Origin of the sequence: Xanthomonas sp. MLO165, from assembly GCF_018831305.1 — a bacterium.
Classification (GTDB): Bacteria; Pseudomonadota; Gammaproteobacteria; order Xanthomonadales; family Xanthomonadaceae; genus Xanthomonas; species Xanthomonas arboricola.
On sequence record NZ_CP029263.1, the window covers coordinates 1,717,478 to 1,736,358 of the forward strand.

The window sequence follows — 18,881 nt, forward strand, 5'->3', positions numbered from 1 at the left end:
CGAAGGGCGCTGCGGTCTCAGATGCCGAGTGCGCGCGGTTCGTTCCAAAGCGCGCTGCGCTCCCATATCTGCGCGAATTCGCGCTCCAGCTGGCGGCTGCGCGCCGCGCCCGACAGCCAGGTTTCGCCATCGTCGAAGCGATGGCCTGTTGGACGAAAGTAGTAGGCGTCATCGCCCACCACATAGGCCGACGCATAGCTGGCATCGACCGGATCGCTGACCGCACGGAAGCGGAACACGCTGGGCAGGCGCTGGGCCAGCCGCAGCATCGCGCTGCTGTTGGCGCCCGCGACGGCGGTGTCCTGCACCAGCACCTGCACGCGCTTGTCGTGGCGGGCGGTGGCAAAGCGGCGCAGCGCATCGAGCACTGCGGGGTTGTCGAACAGCGGTGGATCCAGTGCCCGCGTATAGATCAGCACCTGGCGGCGTGCGGCGTACAGCAGGCCGGTGGTGGCGGCCAGGGCCGCGCGCAGGTCGTCCACCGCCATCGGGCCGTCGAGACGGCGGTGCAGCGGCCTGCCCGGACGATCGTCCGCCGTTGCCGCGCTAGCGGGGTGCCGGTCGGAAGAGGTGTCCGGCAGGAAGCCCAGGCGTGCGAACACGGCCTCGGCGTCTGTGTTCACACGGGTTTGCAGGCCGGGCCAGCCGCGTTGTTGCGCGCTGGCGACGGCGGCTGCGAGCAACCGGTCGGCCAGGCCGCGGCGGCGCCAGCCCGGCAGCACGCCGAGCCGGTCGATGCGCCGATCTGCCGTCAGCCGCACCGAGCCGATCAACTGGCCGTCCTCGCTGCGCAGCGCCAGGTGCAGGCTGAGCGGGTCCAGGGCGTCCCAGTCGGCGGTGCTGCCGGTACCGCAGGCCAGGCGCAGCGCACGCAGGGCTGCGGCGTCGGACGCCGCCTCCACCGAGACGATCTGCGGCCCGGCCTGGGAACTCATGCGCGCTGGTCGGACCCGTCGTCGTCAGCGTCCGATGCCGCGTCGTCGTCGGCCAGCCCGCTGTCGTCGTCCTGGTCGGCATCCTCGCCTTGTTCGGCCTCCTCAACCTGGGCCGGGCCGTCCGCGGCGTCGGCGACCTGCTCGACGTCGGCTTCGGCGTCGATGTCATCGTCCGCGTCCGGCGTGTCGGCCCCGGCGTCGGCATCGTCGTGGTCGCCCGACAGGCTCAGGACGTGGGCCTGGTCGTCGTCGATGTCCTCAATGTCGTCCTCCGCGTCCTCGTGGGCGCGCTGGTAATGGCCCTGCGCCAGCAGCTCCAGCACCACCTCGCGGCCACGGTTGGACAGCTGCGCATACAGCGCACCGTCGATCTCTTCGGCTGCGGCCAGACGTGCGGCATCCTTGGCCGACAGCGGGAATTCCAGGCCGCTGCAGAACAGGGTGGCGCCACGCTTGGCACGCCGCCAGGCCAGCCGCGACCAGGGGTGACGGTGCAGCAGCACGCCTTCTTCCAGCGCCTGCTCGACCGCCTCGCGGGGGATCGGTTCGGGTGCCGGCACCACGTCGCCGGAGGCGCGGTAGGTGGTCATGAAGCGGCCGAACCAGTCGCCCAGGCGATCCGGATCGTTCATGCGCAGCGCGTTGAGCGCTTCGACCACGCGGTTCATCGCGGTGACGTCGATCTCGTACGGATCGGCCGGCACCTTGAGGTCTTCGTCGTGATAGCGCACGGCCTCGTCGGCATCGGCGATCAAGGTGTCCAGGTAGTCGCCGATCAGCTCGGCCGAGGACGGCGCGCGGGTGCCGATGGAGAAGGTCAGGCAGGCGTCTTCGGCCACGCCGTGGTGCGGCACCAGTGGCGGCAGGTACAGCATGTCGCCCGGGCCCAGCACCCAGTCGTGGGTGGGCTTGAAGTCGCGCAGCAGCTTGAGCTCGACATCGTCGCGGAACGCCAGCGGCGCGGCCTTGCGGCCCTGCTGCGCGCGTGCGTCGATCTGCCAGCGGCGGTGGCCCTGGCCCTGCAGCAGGAACACGTCGTAATGGTCGACATGCGCGCCGACCGAGCCGCCGGTGGCGGCGAAGCTGATCATGATGTCGTCGATGCGCCAGCGCGGCAGGAAGCGGAACTGTTCCAGCAGCGCGCGGACGTCGGCGTCCCACTTGTCCACGTCCTGCACCAGCAGGGTCCAGTCATGGTCGGGCAGGCCGGGGAAGTCGGTTTCCTGGAACGGGCCGGTGCGCACGTTCCAGTCGTCGGTGGCGCGGTCGTGGCTGATCAGGCGTGCCAGCACGCCGTCTTCGCAGGCCAGGCCGGCCAGGTCTTCAGGCTGCAGCGGGGACTGGAACTCCGCAAACGCGTTGCGGATCAGCAGCGGGTGCTTGTGCCAGTAGTTGCGCAGGAAGCGCTCGAGCGGCATGCCCAGCGGCTGGTCGCGGGTGGCATGGATCTCGAAGGGCAGTGGCGCGCCTTTCCTGGCGGCGATCTTTTTTGCGGGGGTCTTTTTCATGGTGTCACGGGTCCGACTGGAGGGCCGGCGCGGTGCGGCCGGCGAGGTGGCTTATTGTCGCCCAGCCCGCCATGCGCTGCCTTGCATGCGGGTGTCGCGGTAAGGTTGCGGTGCGCGTCCGGGCCATGCACGGTCGGGGATGCACCTGGGTGTCTCGGTGTCAGCAGATCAGCGGGTGGAGATCTGGTTGTTGCTGCCGTAGTCGTTGACCATCGCAGTGCCGGATTGCTGGGTGATGCGGTTGCCGCGGCCGTGCAGTGTGGCGGAGGCGATCGCCTCCGCCCGTACCTGGTTGTCGTCGCCCGGCACCAGCAGCGTACCGATGCGGCCGGCCTTGAGCGTGGAGGTGCGGCTGAACAGTTCGATGGTGCTGGCATCGCCGGCGAGGGTGACCTGGGCATCGTTGCCGACCATGCGCACTGCCTCGGCGCGCTCGATCTGCACGATCGCATGCTGGCCCAGCACTGCGATCGTGCCGCAGTCACCCTTGAGGACCAGATTGGCGTTCTGGCCGGTCAGATCGACGTTATGGCCGTCGCAGCTGACCGTGCCGCTGGTCGAGGTGACCATCAGTGTCGGCCGCTCGCCATTGCTGGCGACCTGGGTGGCGCCGTCCATGCTCGGAACCGACGGAACCGACGGAACCGACGGAACAGACGGAACCGGTGCGGCCGTCACGCCGGCCGGCGCGCGCGGCACGGCAGCGGCGGAGTCGGGCTGCGAGTCGGGAGTGGCCTGCTTCCCGCAGGCCAGCAATCCGCAGGCCACCGACGCAAGCAGGGAGACAGACAGCAGCGCGCGCAATGCCATGGCGATACTCCTGACAGCTGGATACAAGGGCGTGATACCGGTGGATGGATACCGCTGCTTAGATCGCGCGCGCCAGCTGTTCGGCCAGCCCGGTGTAGGCACCCGGTGTCAGCGCCCGCAGCCGCTGCTTGTCCTGCTCCGGCAACTGCAGGCTCTCGACAAAGGCCTGCATGGACGCGGCAGTGATGCCCTGGCCGCGGGTCAGCGCCTTGAGCTGCTCGTAGGGGTTGGGCAGGCCGTGGCGACGCATCACCGTCTGCACGGCTTCGGCCAGTACTTCCCAGGCCGCATCCAGATCGGCATCCAGGCGTTCGGGATTGACGGTCAGCTTGCCCAGGCCCTTGGCCAGCGAATCCAGCGCGACCTGGGTATGGCCGAACGCGGTGCCGAGCGCGCGCAGCACGGTGGAGTCGGTGAGGTCGCGCTGCCAGCGGCTGATCGGCAGCTTGGCGGAAAAGTGTTCGAACAGCGCATTGGCGATGCCGAAGTTGCCTTCGGCATTTTCGAAGTCGATCGGGTTGACCTTGTGCGGCATGGTCGAGGAGCCGACTTCGCCTTCCTTGAGCTTCTGCTTGAAGTAGCCCAGCGAGATGTAGCCCCAGATGTCGCGCGACAGGTCGATCAGGATGGTGTTGACGCGGCGGCTGGCGTCGCCGATTTCGGCCACGTTGTCGTGCGGCTCGATCTGGGTGGTGTAGGGGTTGAACACCAGGCCCAGGCTTTCGACGAAGCGCTGCGCGAACCCGGCCCAGTCCAGCTCCGGGTACGACACCAGGTGCGCGTTGTAGTTGCCGACCGCGCCGTTGATCTTGCCGGTGAGTTCGACCGCGGCGATCTGCTTGCGCTGCCGCTCCAGGCGCGCGACCACATTGGCGATTTCCTTGCCCAGCGTGGTGGGCGAGGCGGTCTGGCCATGCGTGCGCGACAGCATCGGCTGGCCGGCCTGGGCATGGGCGAGGGTGCGCAGGCTGGCGGTGATGCCGTCCAGCGTGGGCAGCAGCACCTCGCGGCGCGCCTGTTCCAGCATCAGGCCATAGCTGAGGTTGTTGATGTCCTCGCTGGTGCAGGCGAAATGCACGAATTCCAGTGCCGGGCCCAGCTCGGCATCGTCCTTGAGCTGTTCCTTGATGAAGTATTCCACCGCCTTGACGTCGTGGTTGGTGGTGCGCTCGATCTGCTTGACCCGCGCGGCATCGCCGACGCTGAAGTCGTCGGCCAGGCGGCGCAGGGTCTGGGTGGCGGCGGCCGAGAATGGCGCCAGCTCGGCGATGCCCGGCTCGGCGGCCAATGCCAGCAGCCATTCGATCTCGACCTTGACCCGCGCCTTGATCAGGCCGTATTCGGAGAAGATCGGGCGCAGCGCATCCACTTTGGAAGCGTAGCGGCCGTCGAGCGGGGACAGGGCGAGCAGGGCGGAATCCGACATGGGCAGGGCACTGGGAGGCTGGCGGGGGTGCGTATTCTACGCCGCCCCGGCGCCGGCTTCGCCGATTGGCCGCACCGTGATGGCCTGGATCCGGTGCCCGGCCATGCGCCGCACCGTCAGTGCGTGGCCGTCCAGCTCCAGGGTTTCGCCTTCTTCGGGCAGCCGCTGCAATTGGTGCACGATCAGCCCGCCGACCGAATTGACGTGGTCCGGCGCGCTCAGGTCCTGGCCCAGCAGACGTTCCAGGCGGAAGATCGAGGTGCTGCCGGCCACCAGCAGCGAGCCATCCTGGCTGCGGATCGGGGCATCGCGTACCACGTGGCGGTGCTCGTCCTCGATCTCGCCGACCACCACTTCCAGCAGGTCTTCCAGGGTGAAAAAGCCCAGGATGCGGCCCTCCTCCCCCACGCACAGCGCCAGATGGGTGGTGCCGGTGCGGAACTGCTCCAGCGCGCTGGGGATCGGGGTTTCCAGGGTCAGCAGGGTGGGCGGGCGTAGCAACGGGCGCAGATCGTCCAGATCCTGGCTGCGTGCCATCGCCACCAACAGATCCTTGGTATGCAGGATGCCCAGCACCTGCTCGCCATCGGCGTCGAACCACGGGTAGCGGCTGTAGCGCGACTCGCTGAACTCGGCCAGCACCGATTCCAGCGTCATGCCTTCGCGCAGGCTGCGCAGGTGCTCGCGCGGACGCATCAGGTCGCCGGCGACCAGGTCGGGCAGTTCCAGTGCATGGCTCATCAGGGCCAGCCCGTGATCGGGCGTGGCGGCGTTGGGATCCTGGCGGCCGACGATCAGCATCAGCTCCTCGCGCGAATAGCGATGCGACTGGTGCTCCACATCGCCCCAGCCCAGCACCCGCAGCAGGCGGTTGGCGCTGGTGTTGAGCACCCAGATCGCCGGGTACATCAGCCAATAGAACACGTAGAGCGGCGCGGCGGTCCACAGCGACATCCGCTCCGGGCGGCGGATCGCCATGGTCTTGGGCGCCAGTTCGCCCAGCACGATGTGCAGGAACGAAATCAGGCTGAAGGCAATCGCCAGTGCGGTGAACTGTGCCGCTTCCGGCGACAGGCCGGCGGTATCGAACAACGGCTGCAGCAGATGCGCGAAGGCCGGCTCGCCGACCCAGCCCAGGCCGAGCGAGGCCAGGGTGATGCCGAGCTGGCACGCCGACAGGTAGGCATCCAGATGCGCATGTACCCCGAGCAACAACCGCCCACGCCAACCATTGTTCTGCGCCAGGCCCACCGCCTGCGTGTGGCGCAGCTTGACCAGCGCGAACTCGGCGGCGACGAAGAAGCCGTTCAACAGCACCAGCAGCAATGCGACGAACAACAGCAGCACGTTACCCAACATGGCGTCCGCCTCCATGGCGCGTAGCGGCAGACCCGCGGTATGTCAGCGGCTGCGCGTCGGTGCCGGGGTAGTGTGCAGGCAAGCAAGACGCAAACGATGCGTTTCTACAGTCAGGGTCGTCGCCCATGGCGGCGTGGTACCTCGTATGGATCATTGGGCAGTCTAGCCCAGGGCTTGCGACGACACGGTCGCAACGCTGCGAGCGGGTATCGTAGGCAGCATCGCCAGCGTGGGTACGCCCGCTGCCAGCCATCCATCACCACAAACCAACCATGTGCGGAGAGTGCAGATGAGCGAACGTTTCAGGACCGAACACGACAGCATGGGTGAGCTGCAGGTGCCCGCCGATGCCTTGTGGGGCGCGCAGACCCAGCGTGCCGTGCAGAATTTTCCGGTGTCCGGCCAGCCGATGCCGCGTGGCTTCATCCGCGCGCTGGGGCTGATCAAGGCCGCTGCGGCCGGCGTCAATGCCGAACTCGGCCTGCTGCCCAAGTCGATCGGCAAGGCCGTGCAGGACGCGGCGCTGCAGGTCGCCGATGGCACGCATGACGCCCAGTTTCCGATCGACGTCTACCAGACCGGCTCGGGCACCTCGTCCAACATGAATGCCAACGAGGTGATCGCCACGCTGGCCACGCGCGCCGGCAAGGACGCGGTGCATCCCAACGATCACGTCAATCTCGGGCAGAGTTCCAACGACGTGGTGCCCACCGCGATCCGGGTGTCGGCGCTGCTGGCGGTGCAGGAACACCTGCAGCCGGCGCTCAAGCATCTGCGCAAGACCATCGACAAGCGCGGCAAGGGGCTGGACAAGGTTGTCAAGACCGGGCGCACGCATCTGATGGATGCGATGCCGCTGACCTTCGGCCAGGAATTCGGTGCATGGTCGGCGCAGCTGAGTTCGGCGCAGGAGCGCATCGACGATGCCCTCAAGCGCCTGCGCCGGCTGCCGCTGGGCGGCACCGCGATCGGCACCGGCATCAATGCCGATCCGCGTTTTGGCGGCAAGGTGGCCAAGGCCTTGTCGGGCCTGAGCAAGTTCAAGTTCGAGAGTGCGGACAACAAGTTCGAAGGCCTGGCTGCGCAGGACGACGCGGTGGAGTTGTCCGGTCAGCTCAATGCGCTGGCGGTGGCATTGATCAAGATCGCCAACGACCTGCGCTGGATGAATGCCGGCCCCCTGGCCGGGCTGGGCGAGATCGAGTTGCCGGCGCTGCAGCCGGGCAGTTCGATCATGCCGGGCAAGGTCAACCCGGTGATTCCCGAAGCCACCGTGATGGCCTGCGCGCAGGTGATCGGCCACCACACCGCGATCACCGTGGCCGGGCAGACCGGCAACTTCCAGTTGAACGTGACGCTGCCGTTGATCGCCTACAACCTGCTGGATTCGATCAACTTGCTGGGCAATGTGGCGCGGCTGCTGGCCGATAGCGCGATTGCCGGGTTGAAGGTGCGCCAGGAGCGCGTGCGCGAGGCACTGGACCGCAATCCGATCCTGGTCACCGCGCTCAACCCGATCATCGGCTACGAGAAGGCCGCGGCGATCGCCAAGCGTGCCTACAAGGAACAGCGCCCGGTGCTGGACGTGGCGCTGGAAGACAGCGGACTCAGCGAGGCGGATCTGCGCCGTTTGCTGGATCCGGCTGCGCTGACCCGCGGTGGCATCCAGGCCGGCAGCACGGGCGGCGGTGGCTGACCACCGCAGCGTGCGTGCGTAGGAGCGCACCTGGGCGCGATGGGGCTTTATCGACAACGCCCCGTCGCGCCCAGGTGCGCTCCTACACGGCTTTGCGCGAATCCGCGGCGTCGCCAGGACTCAGTGCCGCTCGGCCTGCACGTTGCCGAAGCTCTCGCGATACGGCTGCAGCGACGGGATTTCATCGAGCAATTCGCCGCTGAGCTTCTGGATCTCCGGCGTGGCCGTCAGCTTGATCGACTTGTACTCCGGATCCGCGCCAGCCTCGTTGATGGCCTGCTGGCGCAGCATCTGCAGGTGCCCGAACAGCAGCTGCAACTTGGCGCGCGTCGGCTCTTTCTGCGGCAGCGCGATATCGTCGATCTTCAGCGTGCCGTCCGGGGTGATTTCCGCATTGGCGGCCGGTGGGCGGCGGATCATCACCGACTGGGTGGTGATGGCAACGCGCGGCTTGCCGCGTTCGGCGCGCCGCGACGACTGGTCGCCGCAGGCAGTCAGGGCGCATAGCAGGAGCGCCATGCAGAGCATCACCAACTTGTTCATGGGGTCGCCGGATTCAGGGGAGCGCACTAGTGTAATCCCGCTCCGGCCAGCCGATCGGTGCCTGCGGCACATGGCGCGGCTGACAAGATGTCGCAGGCCGATGTTGGGTGCCTGGCGTGCGCGCAGCAATCGGTGTGACGATCCATCCGGTTTCCGGTCAGCCGCTGCGCCCGTCGATGTGGGCGCAGCGGCGATCAAGGCCGCGCTTACTTGCGGCAGTCGTCGACATCGTGCTGGCTGAGGGTCGAGTACGGCGCGAATGCCGGCACCAGTTGCGCGGCGGCGTCCTGCGCGTTGCGCAGCTTGGCCAGCTGATCGCAGATCTGCATCGCAGTGTGTTTGAAGGTTTCCGCCTGCGCTTCGATCTTGTCGCCGATCTGGTCGGTGTTGCCGCTGAGCACACCCTTGAGCGCTTCGCCAGCGGCATGCGCACCGAAGGCCGCGCCCTGCGTGCCGATGTCGATGCCTTTATCGGCGACGCCCTGGATCTGCACGTAGAAACCGCGCATCGCCTGGCGCTGCGCATCGTTCAGGCTCACCGGCTTGCCAGCGATGCTGAGCGCGCCATCCACGCCGATGGTGGCCGCGGGCAGGCCGTCGCGGTGGAGCGTCAGGCTCTTGCCGTTGAAGATCACCCCGTTCGCGTTGGTCTTGCCCGACACCACGACCGTGGGTTCGGACTTGCCGCAACCCACTAGCAGCGCACCCACCAATACCGCACAAATCAACAGTTTCATCAGCCGTCCCCCTCTCGAATGGTCAATGCAGTGGTCAGTTGTCGGTCGGCACGCGGGTGGTGCCGGCCACATCGCTGACGTCGATATCGCCGCTGCCCTTGCGCGCGACGCTGACATCGCCGCGCACCTTGTGCACGCTCAGGGCGCCGGAGTTGACCGCCTCCACGCCGACATCGCCTTGCACATCGTCGATGTCGACATCGCCGGAGCCGATCGTGCCGAACTTGACGTTGCCTGCCACGCCGCGCAGCTTGACGTCGCCCGAACCGACCTTGCCGACCTCCGCCGCGCCATGCACCTGCCTGGCCTTGAGATCGCCCGAGCCGACCGCCAGCACGCGCAGCGACCCCATCTCTTCCAGTTCGATATCGCCGGAACCGACCTTGGCGGTGACCCGGCCCCTGGTGCGGCGGATGGCCATGTCGCCGGAACCGACATCGGCACTCACGGCCGCAGCGCCGCTGATCTCGGCGTCACCGGAGCCCACGTCGAACTGCACCAGCAGCGTGTCCGGCACGCTGCCGCGCAGGTCCAGGTACGAATAGCTGTCGCCGATGGAGATGCGCAGCGGGCGGTCATCGGCCAGCGTCACCACCAGCTTGTCGCCGACCCGCTTCTGGGTGACGGTCAGGCCCTTGAGCAGCTCGGCCCTGGCCGCGCAGGCGCGGCCGCCCAAACGCCCGCCGTTGCCCGGCGCAGCGTCCAGATGCAGGTCGTTGGAGCCGACCTCGAACAGCACCGACTTCACTCCGCTCAGTTTCAACTCCAGGCTGCGCGGTTCGGAGAACTTGCATTGCTCCTCGGCAAACGCAGCGCCGGGCACGGCGAACAGGATGGCCAGACTCAGCAGACGACGCATGGGATGTCCTTCAGGCTTCGGAGCGCCGACGGCGCAGGTAGATGGAGGCGGCGATCAGGGCAACGCCGATTGCAGCGCCGATCCAGATGTCCGGATTGCCGTAGACCCGTGCGCTGTCGGTGTGCTGCAGCGCCCACTGCACCAGATCGCTGGGGTTCTGCATCGCGCTGCTGTCGAGGTTGCCGCTGACCGCGCGCGGCGACCAGGTGCCGGGCAGGGCGCTGAGCAGGCCGCGGTAGCCGACGATGTACCAGATCCAGCCGATCGGCAGCGAGATACCCGGCATCGCCGAGAGGATGCTCAGCATCACGCAGGCCAGCAGCGGGAACAGCACCGCCCACAGGAACGGCTTGCTGGTGGCCCAGGCCGAGCAGAACATCAGCCAGCCCACTGTCGGCAACGCCCACAGCAGACTCATCGGCACGGTCTTCAGCAACAGCCACAGCAACGAGAACGGGTGCGAATGGGTCGCCAGGGCCCAGGGGCTGGGGACGCCGGCGATCGAGGCGCCCACGATGGCGATCAGCCACAGTGCCAGGCCGACCAGCACGCCGATCACGATGGCGATCAGCGGCGCCAGCAACAGCGCCCAGGCGGCCTTGGACAGCACCGTCTGCACATCGGACACCGGCAGCGATTTCCAGAACAGCACGCTGCGGTCGCGGCGGTCGTCGTACAGGCTGCCCAGCGAATAGAAGAACACCACGAACGCCAGGACCACCGAGGCGATGCCGATGCCGCCGAGCAGCAGGCCGTCGCCGACCTGGCCCAGGGTGCGCGTGTATTCGGCCAGATCGTCCATCGTGATGCTGTCGCCGATCATGTTGCGACGCGCGCTGATCGCGCCGATCACCGCGCCCAGCAGCGCGAAGAACACCGCGATGCCGCCGGTGATGATCTGTGCCCAGACGAAACCGCCACGGTGTTCCCAGTACTCGCGTTTGAGCAGCCAGCCGAACGTGCGTGCGGGAGAAGCTTGGTGGGTGAGTGCATTCATGCGTAGGTCCCCTTCATGACCGCAACGAACAGGTCGGCAAGGCCGGGATTGCGGGTTTCGCCAAAACGGGCGAGCTGCGCTTTCGGCACGCCATCGAACAGCATCACGGTCTTGCCAAATGGGAGGCTGCGCTCGTCGATCGGCTGCAGGCCTCTGGCGGCGTCGAGATGCTCAGCACCCACCAGCACTTCGGTGTATCGCTCGGCCACGTTTTCCATGTCGGCGGTCAGCACAATGCGGCCGTCGCGGATGAACATCACATCGGTGAGGATGTGTTCGATCTCTTCGACCTGGTGGGTGGTGACGATGATGGTCTTCTGCTCGTCGAAGTAGTCCTCCAACAGGCGTTGGTAGAACTGCTTGCGATACAGGATGTCCAGGCCCAGCGTCGGCTCGTCCAGCACCAGGATGCGGGCATCGATGGCCATCACCAGCGCCAGATGCAGCTGCACGATCATGCCCTTGGACAACTCGCGCACCCGCGACTTGCGGTTGAGCTGCGTATTGGCCAGGAAGCGCTCGCACTTGGCGCGATCGAAGCGCGGGTGCACGCCGGCGACGAAGTCGATCGCCTCGCCAACCCGCAGCCAGCGCGGCAGTACCGCCACGTCGGCGATGAAGCAGACCTCGTTCATCAGTGCGTTGCGCTGGGTGCGCGGATCCATGCCGAGCACGCTCAGGTCGCCATCGAAATCGGTCAGCCCCAGCACCGCCTTGAGCGCAGTGGTCTTGCCGGCGCCGTTGGGGCCGATCAGGCCGACGATACGCCCGGCGGCGATGGTGAAGCTGGTGTTGTCCAGCGCGAGCCGATGCTTGTAAGCCTTGCGCAGGCCACGTGCGTCGACCACATGGTCGGAGGAGACGGCGGTCATGGTGTTTTTCCCTGTGGCAACAGATCGTCGATGGACAGTCCCAGGCGCTGGATGCGTTCCAGCACTGCGGGCCATTCTTCATTCAGGAAACGCTCGCGCTCGCTGCCGCGCAATTTCTGTGCGGCCTCCGGGGTCATGAACATGCCCAGGCCGCGGCGTTTCTCCACCAGGTTCTCGTCAGCCAGTTCCTGGTAGGCGCGCGAGACGGTGATGGGATTGAGTTGGTAGTCGGCCGCCACCTGCCGTACCGAGGGCAGGGCGTCGCCAGGCTTGAGGATTCCATCGAGCATCATGGCAATCACCCGTTCCTTGAGTTGGCGGTAGATGGGAGCGCCGTCGCTCCATTGGATGTCGTTCATGGTCAGCTCCGTGGGCGCAGAACCTGCGCGAAGGAGAAATAGGGCATCGACAGCGAAGCGCGCAGGTGCCGGCTGGGCCGGGTGCGCGCCTCGGGGGGAGTTGTCGCGTTTTCCGTAACCGCCTCCGACACGCCATAATCGGCGCCGGATTCCGTGACCTGACTGGAAGCGGCTCCCAGGCAACCAATGGCGAACAGGGCGCTGCCGAACAGCAGCAATGGAGCTGGTCGCGTGAAGCGTGTGCTGTTCATGCTTTCCCCTGCGTTGGATGACTGGTGTTGTATTCAACTATAACACCGACACGCAGGCAGTCAACTGCCTGTCATACCCAACTGATGGCACCCCGCGTCGGCGGGTGGCCCGGACCTATCGAAAGGGATCGCTCATGTTGCTCAAGCGTCTGCTGGTCGTTGTATTCGCTGGCTTTTTCTCCGCCTCGGCGCTGGCCGCCGGCGCGCCGGTGCTGGATCTGGACTACCGGCCGCTGGCCGGCAAGGCGCCAATCAACCTGAACCGTACCTACGGCGGCAAGGTGCTGATGGTGGTCAATACCGCCAGCAAGTGCGGCTACACGCCGCAGTACGAAGGGCTGGAGGCGCTCAACCAGCGCTTCGGCAGCCGCGGTTTTTCGGTGCTGGGCTTTCCGTCCAACGATTTCCAGGGGCAGGAACCCGGATCTGAGAAGCAGATCCAGGAATTCTGCACGCTGACCTATGGCGTCAAGTTCCCGATGTTTGAGAAGGTGCATGTGCTGGGTGCACAGGCCACGCCGCTTTATCAGCGCCTGACCCAGGCCACGGGTGTGGCGCCGGGCTGGAACTTCCACAAGTACCTGATCGGGCGCAATGGACGGGTGGTGGCGCAGTTCCCCAGCAAGATCAAACCGGACGATCCGAGCGTGCTGGCGGCAATCGAACGCGAGCTCAACGCGCCGTCGCGCTGAGCACGGCGCTCGCAAGGCCACGCGCACATGCGACAATGCGCATTCAGCGCCGGCGTCGGCGTGTCTTTTCACTTTCGGGAAGTGCATCGAATGAAGATGGGAAAGCGCGGCGCGGCGGCGTCGCTACTGATGGTGGCACTGTCGGCATCGATGCCGGCGATGTCGCAGCAACCGGCCGCAGCGGCCACCAAGGAGAAGCCAGTTTTGAATGCATCGTCTGAGAAGAGCACGCGCGACAACGTCAGCTACGCCATCGGTATGGACGTGGCACGTTCGTTCGAGCCGATTGCCCAGGACATCGATGTGAGCGCACTGCAACGCGCCATCGAGAATGCATTCAAGGGCGGCAAGCCGCTGTTGTCCGACGAGCAGACCCAGGCCACCGACACCGCACTGCGCACGGCGCTGGCGGCGCGTAACGGCCAGCAGGTTCCGGGCATGGCGCCGGGTAGCGCGCCGGCCGCGCCGTCCAAGGAAAATGTCGGCCTGATGCTCGGCGATCGCGCGGTCGGTCCGTCGCTGGCCGGCATCAAGGACGAGATCGACCTGTCGATCCTGATGGAAGCGGTGCGCACCGTGTTCGCCAAGGGCACCACGCGTCTGACCCAGCAGGAAGCCGCTGCCACCATGCAGGCGTTCGCCTCTGCCAAGCAGGGCGCCGCCGGTGCCAAGAATCGCGAGGAAGGCAATGCCTTCCTGGCCAAGAACAAGACCGAGAAGGGCGTGATCACCACCGCGTCGGGCCTGCAGTACATGGTGCTGCGCCAGGGCAGCGGGGAGCGTCCGATGCCCACCAACACGGTGCGCGTGAACTATGAAGGCAAGCTGCTCAACGGGCAGGTGTTCGACAGCTCCTACCAGCGCGGCCAGCCGGCCGAATTCGGTCTGAATCAAGTCATTGCAGGTTGGACCGAGGGCGTCGCGTTGATGCCGGTCGGTTCGAAATACCGTTTCTGGATTCCATCCAACTTGGCCTATGGCCCGAACGGCACGCAGGGGGGGCCGATCGGACCAGACGCAACGTTGACGTTCGATGTCGAACTGATGGGTATCCTTCCCTGATCCCCCACAGGAGTACCCCCACCCATGCGAGTTGCGATCTTTGGTACCGGCTATGTTGGTCTTGTCACCGGTACCTGTCTGGCGGAAGTAGGTCATCACGTTATCTGCGTGGATATCGACCAGGCGAAAGTTGATGGTCTCAATCGTGGGGTGATTCCCATCTATGAACCTGGCCTGGAGCCGATGGTGAAAGCCAACCACGCCTCTGGCCGGTTGCGCTTCACCACCGATGCGGCCGAGGCGATTGCGCACGGCGAAATCACCTTCATCGCCGTGGGCACGCCGCCGGACGAGGATGGCAGTGCCGACTTGCAGTACGTGCTGGCGGTTGCGCGTACCGTCGGTCGCCATATCGATGGCCCCTCGGTGGTCGTCAACAAGTCCACCGTGCCGGTCGGCACCGCCGACAAGGTGCGCGTGGCGATCCAGGAAGAGCTGGACGCACGCGGCGTGGACCATGAGTTCGATGTGGTCTCCAACCCCGAGTTCCTCAAGGAAGGCGACGCCGTGGCCGACTGCATGCGTCCGGATCGCATCGTGATCGGCGCCAAGAAGCCGGCGGCCATTGCCCGCATGCGTCGTCTGTATGCGCCGTTCAACCGCAACCGCGACCGCATCGTGGAGATGGACGTGCGTTCGGCCGAGCTGACCAAGTACGCGGCCAACGCAATGCTGGCGACCAAGATCAGTTTCATGAACGAGATCGCCAATATTGCCGAGCGCGTCGGTGCGGACGTCGAGCACGTGCGTAACGGGATCGGCTCGGATCCGCGCATCGGCTGGCACTTCATCTATCCCGGCGCCGGTTATGGCGGCTCGTGCTTCCCGAAGGATGTGCAGGCACTGGCCAAGACCGCCGAACAGTACGGCATGGAGCCGACCCTGCTCAACGCGGTGGAAAGCGTCAACAACGCGCAGAAGGGGCACCTGTTCGAACTGGTGCAGCGGCATTACGGCGCCGAAGGCACCGGCAGCATTGCCGGCAAGACCTTCGCGGTGTGGGGCCTGGCGTTCAAGCCCAATACCGACGACATGCGTGCCGCGTCCAGCCGCCGTTTGATGGAGCAGTTGTGGGAAGCCGGTGCCACCGTGCGTGCCTACGACCCGGAAGCGACCCATGAAGCCAAGCGCATCTTCGGCGAGCGCGACGACCTGACCTTCTGCGACGAGGCATTTGCCGCACTGGAAGGCGCCGACGCCCTGGTCGTGGTCACCGAGTGGAAGCAGTTCCGCAGCCCGGATTTCGGCAAGATCAAGCAGGCCTTGAAGGACGACGTGGTGTTCGACGGCCGCAACCTTTACGACCCGCAGGAAATCGAAGCTGCAGGTCTGGCCTACTACGCCATCGGACGAGGCCGTTCGTTGCATGCATGAGCAACTCTCGCCGCGCGACCAGGAACTGGACGCGCGGTTGGTTGAACTGGAAACGCGCCTGTCCTTTCAGGAGCAGGCGCTCAATGAACTGAGTGAAGCACTTGCGGACGCCCGTTTGACGGGCGCCCGCAATGCCGAACTGATCCGCCACCTGCTCGAGGATCTGGGCAAGGTGCGCTCCACGTTGTTTGCCGACGCAGCGGATGAACCGCCGCCTCCGCATTATTGATTGCAGATTGCCACCGCCATGAGCGATACCTTACGTGACCAGTTGCTTGGGTTGGGCTTCAAGTCCGCACCCAAGCCCGAACGCAAACCCGACGCACGGCCTGCCGCGCGTCAACATGGCCACGGTGGCAGGCCCGCGCCCGGCGGCAACAAGCCGGGTGGCCAGGGCAGGGGACCGCAGCGGCCGCATGCCGCTGCGGTGACAGACGGCAAGGGCGAGCGCAAACACGGCGGCAGGCCGGAGCGTCGCAACGATGGCAAGCCGGCAGGATCGCAACGTCCGCCGCAGTCCACGGCCGACCGCCGCGGACCCAGGCCTGCCCGCACGCGTGAGGACATCGACCTGGCCAAGGCCTATGCGATCCGCGCGCAACGCGAGAAGGACGAGCGCATCGAAGCCGAGCGGCTGAAACAGGAAGAAGCACGCCTGCGTCGCGAAGCCAAGGCCAAGCTCGAAGAACTGCTCAAGGACAAGGGGCTCAATCATGCCGATGCGGATATCGCCCGGCATTTCCCATATGGCGGCAAGATCAAGCGTATCTACGTGACTGCCGATCAGCTCAAGGCACTCAACGCCGGCGAGCTCGGCGTGTTGCAGCTCAACGGTCGTTATCTATTGGTGACTGCCGAGGTACTGGCCGACGCCGAAGCGGTATTCGCACCGTCGGTGGCATTGAAGGTGGACCCGAATGCGCCGGCAGGCGAAGACCCGTATGCCGATCCCCAGTACCAGGTGCCCGACGACCTGGTCTGGTAAGGCTGCGTAGATAGGTTTGCGTTGGCACATGGGCACCTGATGGGTGCCCATCTGTTGAGTGGTGGTCAACCCGATTGCGTGGCCGCCAAGTGGATGCGGTCGATGCGTCAAGGCGGGAGATCTAGTTTTCCTGCATGGCGGCCCGTATGCGTTTTAGAGTGCGCCGGTCGGCCGTTCGCGATGAGGGGCGGCCGCTTGTGTGCAAGTGACGAAACTTCGAGGATCAGGATGACGCGCTCGGCGACAGGGAATGCTTACTTCGCGCATATCGACGGATTGCGTGCATTGGCGGTGCTGTCGGTCATCGCCTATCACCTGGACGCCAGCTGGTTGCCCGGTGGCTTCACCGGCGTCGATATATTTTTCGTTATCTCGGGGTTTGTGGTCAGTGCGTCGGTCGATCGATTGCCGCGCATTGCGGTGGCCGCCGAGTTGGCGCGGTTTTATGCGCGCCGCTTGCGGCGTATCGCACCGGCCTTGCTGGTCTGCGTGCTGGTCACCGCGCTGTTTTCGACCTTGTTCATTCCCGAGTCGTGGCTGAGCGAAGCCAGCACCAAGACCGGGCGCATGGCCTTGTTCGGGCTGAGCAACTGGGTATTGGCCAGCGTCGGCCAGGATTATTTTTCTCCGCGTGCCGAGTTCAATCCGTATACGCAGACCTGGTCGCTGGGCGTGGAGGAACAGTTCTATCTGCTGTTTCCGTGGATGTTCCTGGCCTGGATGCGTGGCGGTGCCGGACGTGCCTGGTCGCTGGGCCTGTTCGCGCTCGCCAGCGCGGCCTCGCTGGGCTATGCCTGGCAGCGCACGCAGGTGCCGGGACACGAGGTCACTTCCTTCTATCTGACCACCGCACGCTTTTGGCAACTGGGTGCCGGCGTGGTGTTGTTTCAGCTGATGGCACTGCTGCGCCGCCGCGACGGGCAGCGTGTGTTCGCAGCAGGCATCGGCCTGCCTGCACCGTTGCGCGCAGTGCTGTTGCTGTTGGCCTTGGCAGCCATCGGCAACGGACTGTGGAATGCGCGGCCTGGGCATTCGCCCTGGAGCGATGGCCTGTGGCCGGTGGTTGGCACGCTGGTGGTGTTGGCGTTGCTGCATCGGCACAGCGAGGGCTGGATCGGGCGCGTGTTGTCCGCCAGGCCGGTGGTGACGATCGGGCGCATCTCGTATTCGTTGTATCTGTGGCACTGGCCGGTGCTGGTGCTGCTGCGCTGGACGATCGGGCTGGATGCGGTGGCTGCCAAGCTGCTGGCGTTGGTGCTGACGGTTGTTTGCGCGGCGGCGTCGTATCGCTGGGTGGAACTGCCCTGGCGCAATCGGCGTCTGGGTGGCTGGTCGAACGTGCGCGTGGTGATGGCCGGCCTCGCTGCGTTGGTGCTGGCCTTCGGCGTGCAATCGGCAGTGATCAAGTCGACGCCGTATACCTCGTTGAGTGTGGTCAGCCGCCACCCGCTGGATTGGTATGCGTATGCGCGCGGCTTGCGCAAGGAGCTGCCGGACTGCCGCCTGATCGCCAGCAACGCATCGGTGGGCGGGCAGCCGGTGCGCATCTTCGCGCGCGGGCAGTGTTCGCGTCCTGCGGCCAGTCAGCGCCAGGTCTTTGTGATCGGCGATTCGCATGCGCTGGCCTACAACGAAATGCTGCGGCGTTTTCCGTTGCTGGAAGGCGGCAGCGTGCGCATGTATGGCGTGGCCGGGTGTGCGGTCGCATCGATGCAGCCGGGTGGTCAGGGCGCAGGTTGCGACGCGTTCCTGCGACCGGCGCTGGAGGACGTGGCGGGCAGGGCGCGTGCGGGCGATGTGCTGTTCCTGCCTGGTTTGCGGGTGCCGCGGCTGGCCGAGCAGGACGTGTTGTTCGACCTGCACGGCAATATCGCCACGCTGCAGAGCGAGCCGGCACAGCGCGAGCGCGATGCGACGGTGGCGGCGACGATCGCATTGCTGGCACCGGTGCAGGCGCGGGGCGTTCTGGTTGTGTTCGAAGCGCCCAAACCGGTGCTCAGGGCACCGCCTTACCGATGTTCGGACTGGTTCAATCGTGGCAATGCGATCTGCGCCAACGGCATGCAGATCGAGCGCAAGGCGATGGAAGACTATCGCGCGCCGGCACTTGATGGATTGCGTCGCATCGCATCCGGGCTAGGGGGCGCCAGCATCTGGGACCCGCTGCCATCGCTGTGCGATGCGCAGGTGTGCGCGCCGACACAGCAGGGCCGGCCGCTGTTCTTCGATGCCGACCACTTGAGCGGGTATGGCAACCGTGTGCTGCTGCCGGGTTTCGCCGCGCATCTGCGTGGCTTGCCGGCGTCGGCACCGGTGGCTCAATAAAGGACCGGCTGCTCAGGAAAGGTTGACGTGCCGCTGGCGATACACGGGCCGGTCACGGCGCGCGCGGCACCATCGCCGCGTTATTGTCGAC

Annotated in this window: 19 protein-coding genes; 7 read left to right on the forward strand and 12 right to left on the reverse strand. The window is 66.1% G+C overall.

The window, feature by feature from the left end; translation table 11 throughout:
* Nucleotides 1–17: 17 nt before the first annotated feature.
* The 5 genes from DGN21_RS07420 to DGN21_RS07440 all read right to left on the reverse strand — a co-directional run bounded on the left by DGN21_RS07420 (nt 18) and on the right by DGN21_RS07440 (nt 6,038).
* Nucleotides 18–935: a GNAT family N-acetyltransferase gene (locus DGN21_RS07420; protein WP_184576814.1), complete on the reverse strand. Its 918-nt coding sequence runs from the start codon at nt 933–935 to the stop codon at nt 18–20.
* Nucleotides 932–2,419: a cupin domain-containing protein gene (locus DGN21_RS07425; RefSeq protein ID WP_215825236.1), complete on the reverse strand. Its 1,488-nt coding sequence runs from the start codon at nt 2,417–2,419 to the stop codon at nt 932–934. The genes DGN21_RS07420 and DGN21_RS07425 overlap by 4 nt, the downstream gene beginning before the upstream one ends.
* A 192-nt stretch (nt 2,420–2,611) precedes the next feature.
* On the reverse strand, nt 2,612–3,253 hold the full coding sequence (locus DGN21_RS07430; RefSeq protein WP_215825167.1) for a DUF3060 domain-containing protein: 642 nt from the start codon (nt 3,251–3,253) through the stop codon (nt 2,612–2,614).
* 58 nt (nt 3,254–3,311) lie between these two features.
* A complete protein-coding gene (gene purB / locus DGN21_RS07435) occupies nt 3,312–4,679 on the reverse strand; it encodes an adenylosuccinate lyase (protein ID WP_102580983.1) in 1,368 nt (455 codons plus the stop codon).
* Between the two features lie 36 nt (nt 4,680–4,715).
* Nucleotides 4,716–6,038, reverse strand: coding sequence for a hemolysin family protein (locus tag DGN21_RS07440; protein ID WP_252374697.1), 1,323 nt, complete (start codon nt 6,036–6,038; stop codon nt 4,716–4,718).
* A 289-nt stretch (nt 6,039–6,327) separates the two neighbouring features.
* Between DGN21_RS07440 and DGN21_RS07445 the strand changes: the two genes are divergently transcribed.
* Nucleotides 6,328–7,734 carry a class II fumarate hydratase gene (locus DGN21_RS07445; RefSeq protein ID WP_104552771.1) on the forward strand — a complete coding sequence of 469 codons (1,407 nt, stop codon included), beginning with the start codon at nt 6,328–6,330 and terminating at the stop codon, nt 7,732–7,734.
* A gap of 120 nt (nt 7,735–7,854) precedes the next feature.
* Here the strand turns inward: DGN21_RS07445 and DGN21_RS07450 are convergent, their stop codons facing one another.
* The 7 genes from DGN21_RS07450 to DGN21_RS07480 form a co-directional block, all read right to left on the reverse strand.
* Nucleotides 7,855–8,277 carry a hypothetical protein gene (locus tag DGN21_RS07450; protein WP_102252182.1) on the reverse strand — a complete coding sequence of 141 codons (423 nt, stop codon included), beginning with the start codon at nt 8,275–8,277 and terminating at the stop codon, nt 7,855–7,857.
* A gap of 206 nt (nt 8,278–8,483) precedes the next feature.
* Nucleotides 8,484–9,014 (reverse strand): DUF2884 family protein, encoded by a 531-nt coding sequence (locus DGN21_RS07455; RefSeq protein ID WP_102252183.1) that lies wholly within the window; start codon nt 9,012–9,014, stop codon nt 8,484–8,486.
* Nucleotides 9,015–9,048: 34 nt separating this feature from the next.
* Entirely contained in the window at nt 9,049–9,873 is an 825-nt protein-coding gene (locus tag DGN21_RS07460) for a DUF4097 family beta strand repeat-containing protein (protein ID WP_039528077.1), read from the reverse strand.
* Between the two features lie 10 nt (nt 9,874–9,883).
* Nucleotides 9,884–10,870 (reverse strand): ABC transporter permease, encoded by a 987-nt coding sequence (locus DGN21_RS07465; RefSeq protein ID WP_039528074.1) that lies wholly within the window; start codon nt 10,868–10,870, stop codon nt 9,884–9,886.
* A complete protein-coding gene (locus DGN21_RS07470) occupies nt 10,867–11,742 on the reverse strand; it encodes an ABC transporter ATP-binding protein (protein ID WP_046342254.1) in 876 nt (291 codons plus the stop codon). The genes DGN21_RS07465 and DGN21_RS07470 overlap by 4 nt, the downstream gene beginning before the upstream one ends.
* On the reverse strand, nt 11,739–12,101 hold the full coding sequence (locus tag DGN21_RS07475; protein WP_003483692.1) for a GntR family transcriptional regulator: 363 nt from the start codon (nt 12,099–12,101) through the stop codon (nt 11,739–11,741). The genes DGN21_RS07470 and DGN21_RS07475 overlap by 4 nt, the downstream gene beginning before the upstream one ends.
* A 2-nt stretch (nt 12,102–12,103) precedes the next feature.
* Nucleotides 12,104–12,352: a hypothetical protein gene (locus tag DGN21_RS07480; RefSeq protein ID WP_024939341.1), complete on the reverse strand. Its 249-nt coding sequence runs from the start codon at nt 12,350–12,352 to the stop codon at nt 12,104–12,106.
* Nucleotides 12,353–12,486: 134 nt separating this feature from the next.
* Between DGN21_RS07480 and DGN21_RS07485 the strand changes: the two genes are divergently transcribed.
* From DGN21_RS07485 to DGN21_RS07510, 6 genes are all read left to right on the forward strand, one after another.
* On the forward strand, nt 12,487–13,044 hold the full coding sequence (locus DGN21_RS07485) for a glutathione peroxidase (RefSeq protein ID WP_016901532.1): 558 nt from the start codon (nt 12,487–12,489) through the stop codon (nt 13,042–13,044).
* Nucleotides 13,045–13,134: 90 nt separating this feature from the next.
* The gene (locus DGN21_RS07490; protein WP_016901531.1) at nt 13,135–14,106 is read left to right on the forward strand and encodes an FKBP-type peptidyl-prolyl cis-trans isomerase; all 972 of its coding nucleotides are present in this window, start codon (nt 13,135–13,137) and stop codon (nt 14,104–14,106) included.
* Between the two features lie 24 nt (nt 14,107–14,130).
* Entirely contained in the window at nt 14,131–15,480 is a 1,350-nt protein-coding gene (locus DGN21_RS07495; RefSeq protein WP_024939343.1) for a UDP-glucose/GDP-mannose dehydrogenase family protein, read from the forward strand.
* On the forward strand, nt 15,473–15,709 hold the full coding sequence (locus tag DGN21_RS07500) for a SlyX family protein (protein WP_024939344.1): 237 nt from the start codon (nt 15,473–15,475) through the stop codon (nt 15,707–15,709). Before DGN21_RS07495 ends, DGN21_RS07500 begins: the two co-directional genes overlap by 8 nt.
* An 18-nt stretch (nt 15,710–15,727) precedes the next feature.
* Nucleotides 15,728–16,465: a DUF2058 family protein gene (locus DGN21_RS07505; protein WP_345776754.1), complete on the forward strand. Its 738-nt coding sequence runs from the start codon at nt 15,728–15,730 to the stop codon at nt 16,463–16,465.
* A 228-nt stretch (nt 16,466–16,693) separates the two neighbouring features.
* Nucleotides 16,694–18,790, forward strand: a complete 2,097-nt coding sequence (locus tag DGN21_RS07510) for an acyltransferase family protein (protein ID WP_215825169.1) — start codon at nt 16,694–16,696, stop codon at nt 18,788–18,790.
* Nucleotides 18,791–18,881 lie beyond the last annotated feature (91 nt).

Bases quoted from the DNA above. Each gene is read 5' to 3' on its own strand.
- DGN21_RS07420 (WP_184576814.1), bottom strand. From the start codon at position 935: ATGAGTTCCCAGGCCGGGCCGCAGATCGTCTCGGTGGAGGCGGCGTCC.
- DGN21_RS07430 (WP_215825167.1), bottom strand. From the start codon at position 3,253: ATGGCATTGCGCGCGCTGCTGTCTGTCTCCCTGCTTGCGTCGGTGGCC.
- purB (WP_102580983.1), bottom strand. From the start codon at position 4,679: ATGTCGGATTCCGCCCTGCTCGCCCTGTCCCCGCTCGACGGCCGCTAC.
- DGN21_RS07440 (WP_252374697.1), bottom strand. From the start codon at position 6,038: ATGTTGGGTAACGTGCTGCTGTTGTTCGTCGCATTGCTGCTGGTGCTG.
- DGN21_RS07445 (WP_104552771.1), top strand. From the start codon at position 6,328: ATGAGCGAACGTTTCAGGACCGAACACGACAGCATGGGTGAGCTGCAG.
- DGN21_RS07450 (WP_102252182.1), bottom strand. From the start codon at position 8,277: ATGAACAAGTTGGTGATGCTCTGCATGGCGCTCCTGCTATGCGCCCTG.
- DGN21_RS07455 (WP_102252183.1), bottom strand. From the start codon at position 9,014: ATGAAACTGTTGATTTGTGCGGTATTGGTGGGTGCGCTGCTAGTGGGT.
- DGN21_RS07460 (WP_039528077.1), bottom strand. From the start codon at position 9,873: ATGCGTCGTCTGCTGAGTCTGGCCATCCTGTTCGCCGTGCCCGGCGCT.
- DGN21_RS07465 (WP_039528074.1), bottom strand. From the start codon at position 10,870: ATGAATGCACTCACCCACCAAGCTTCTCCCGCACGCACGTTCGGCTGG.
- DGN21_RS07470 (WP_046342254.1), bottom strand. From the start codon at position 11,742: ATGACCGCCGTCTCCTCCGACCATGTGGTCGACGCACGTGGCCTGCGC.
- DGN21_RS07475 (WP_003483692.1), bottom strand. From the start codon at position 12,101: ATGAACGACATCCAATGGAGCGACGGCGCTCCCATCTACCGCCAACTC.
- DGN21_RS07480 (WP_024939341.1), bottom strand. From the start codon at position 12,352: ATGAACAGCACACGCTTCACGCGACCAGCTCCATTGCTGCTGTTCGGC.
- DGN21_RS07485 (WP_016901532.1), top strand. From the start codon at position 12,487: ATGTTGCTCAAGCGTCTGCTGGTCGTTGTATTCGCTGGCTTTTTCTCC.
- DGN21_RS07490 (WP_016901531.1), top strand. From the start codon at position 13,135: ATGAAGATGGGAAAGCGCGGCGCGGCGGCGTCGCTACTGATGGTGGCA.
- DGN21_RS07495 (WP_024939343.1), top strand. From the start codon at position 14,131: ATGCGAGTTGCGATCTTTGGTACCGGCTATGTTGGTCTTGTCACCGGT.
- DGN21_RS07500 (WP_024939344.1), top strand. From the start codon at position 15,473: ATGCATGAGCAACTCTCGCCGCGCGACCAGGAACTGGACGCGCGGTTG.
- DGN21_RS07505 (WP_345776754.1), top strand. From the start codon at position 15,728: ATGAGCGATACCTTACGTGACCAGTTGCTTGGGTTGGGCTTCAAGTCC.
- DGN21_RS07510 (WP_215825169.1), top strand. From the start codon at position 16,694: ATGACGCGCTCGGCGACAGGGAATGCTTACTTCGCGCATATCGACGGA.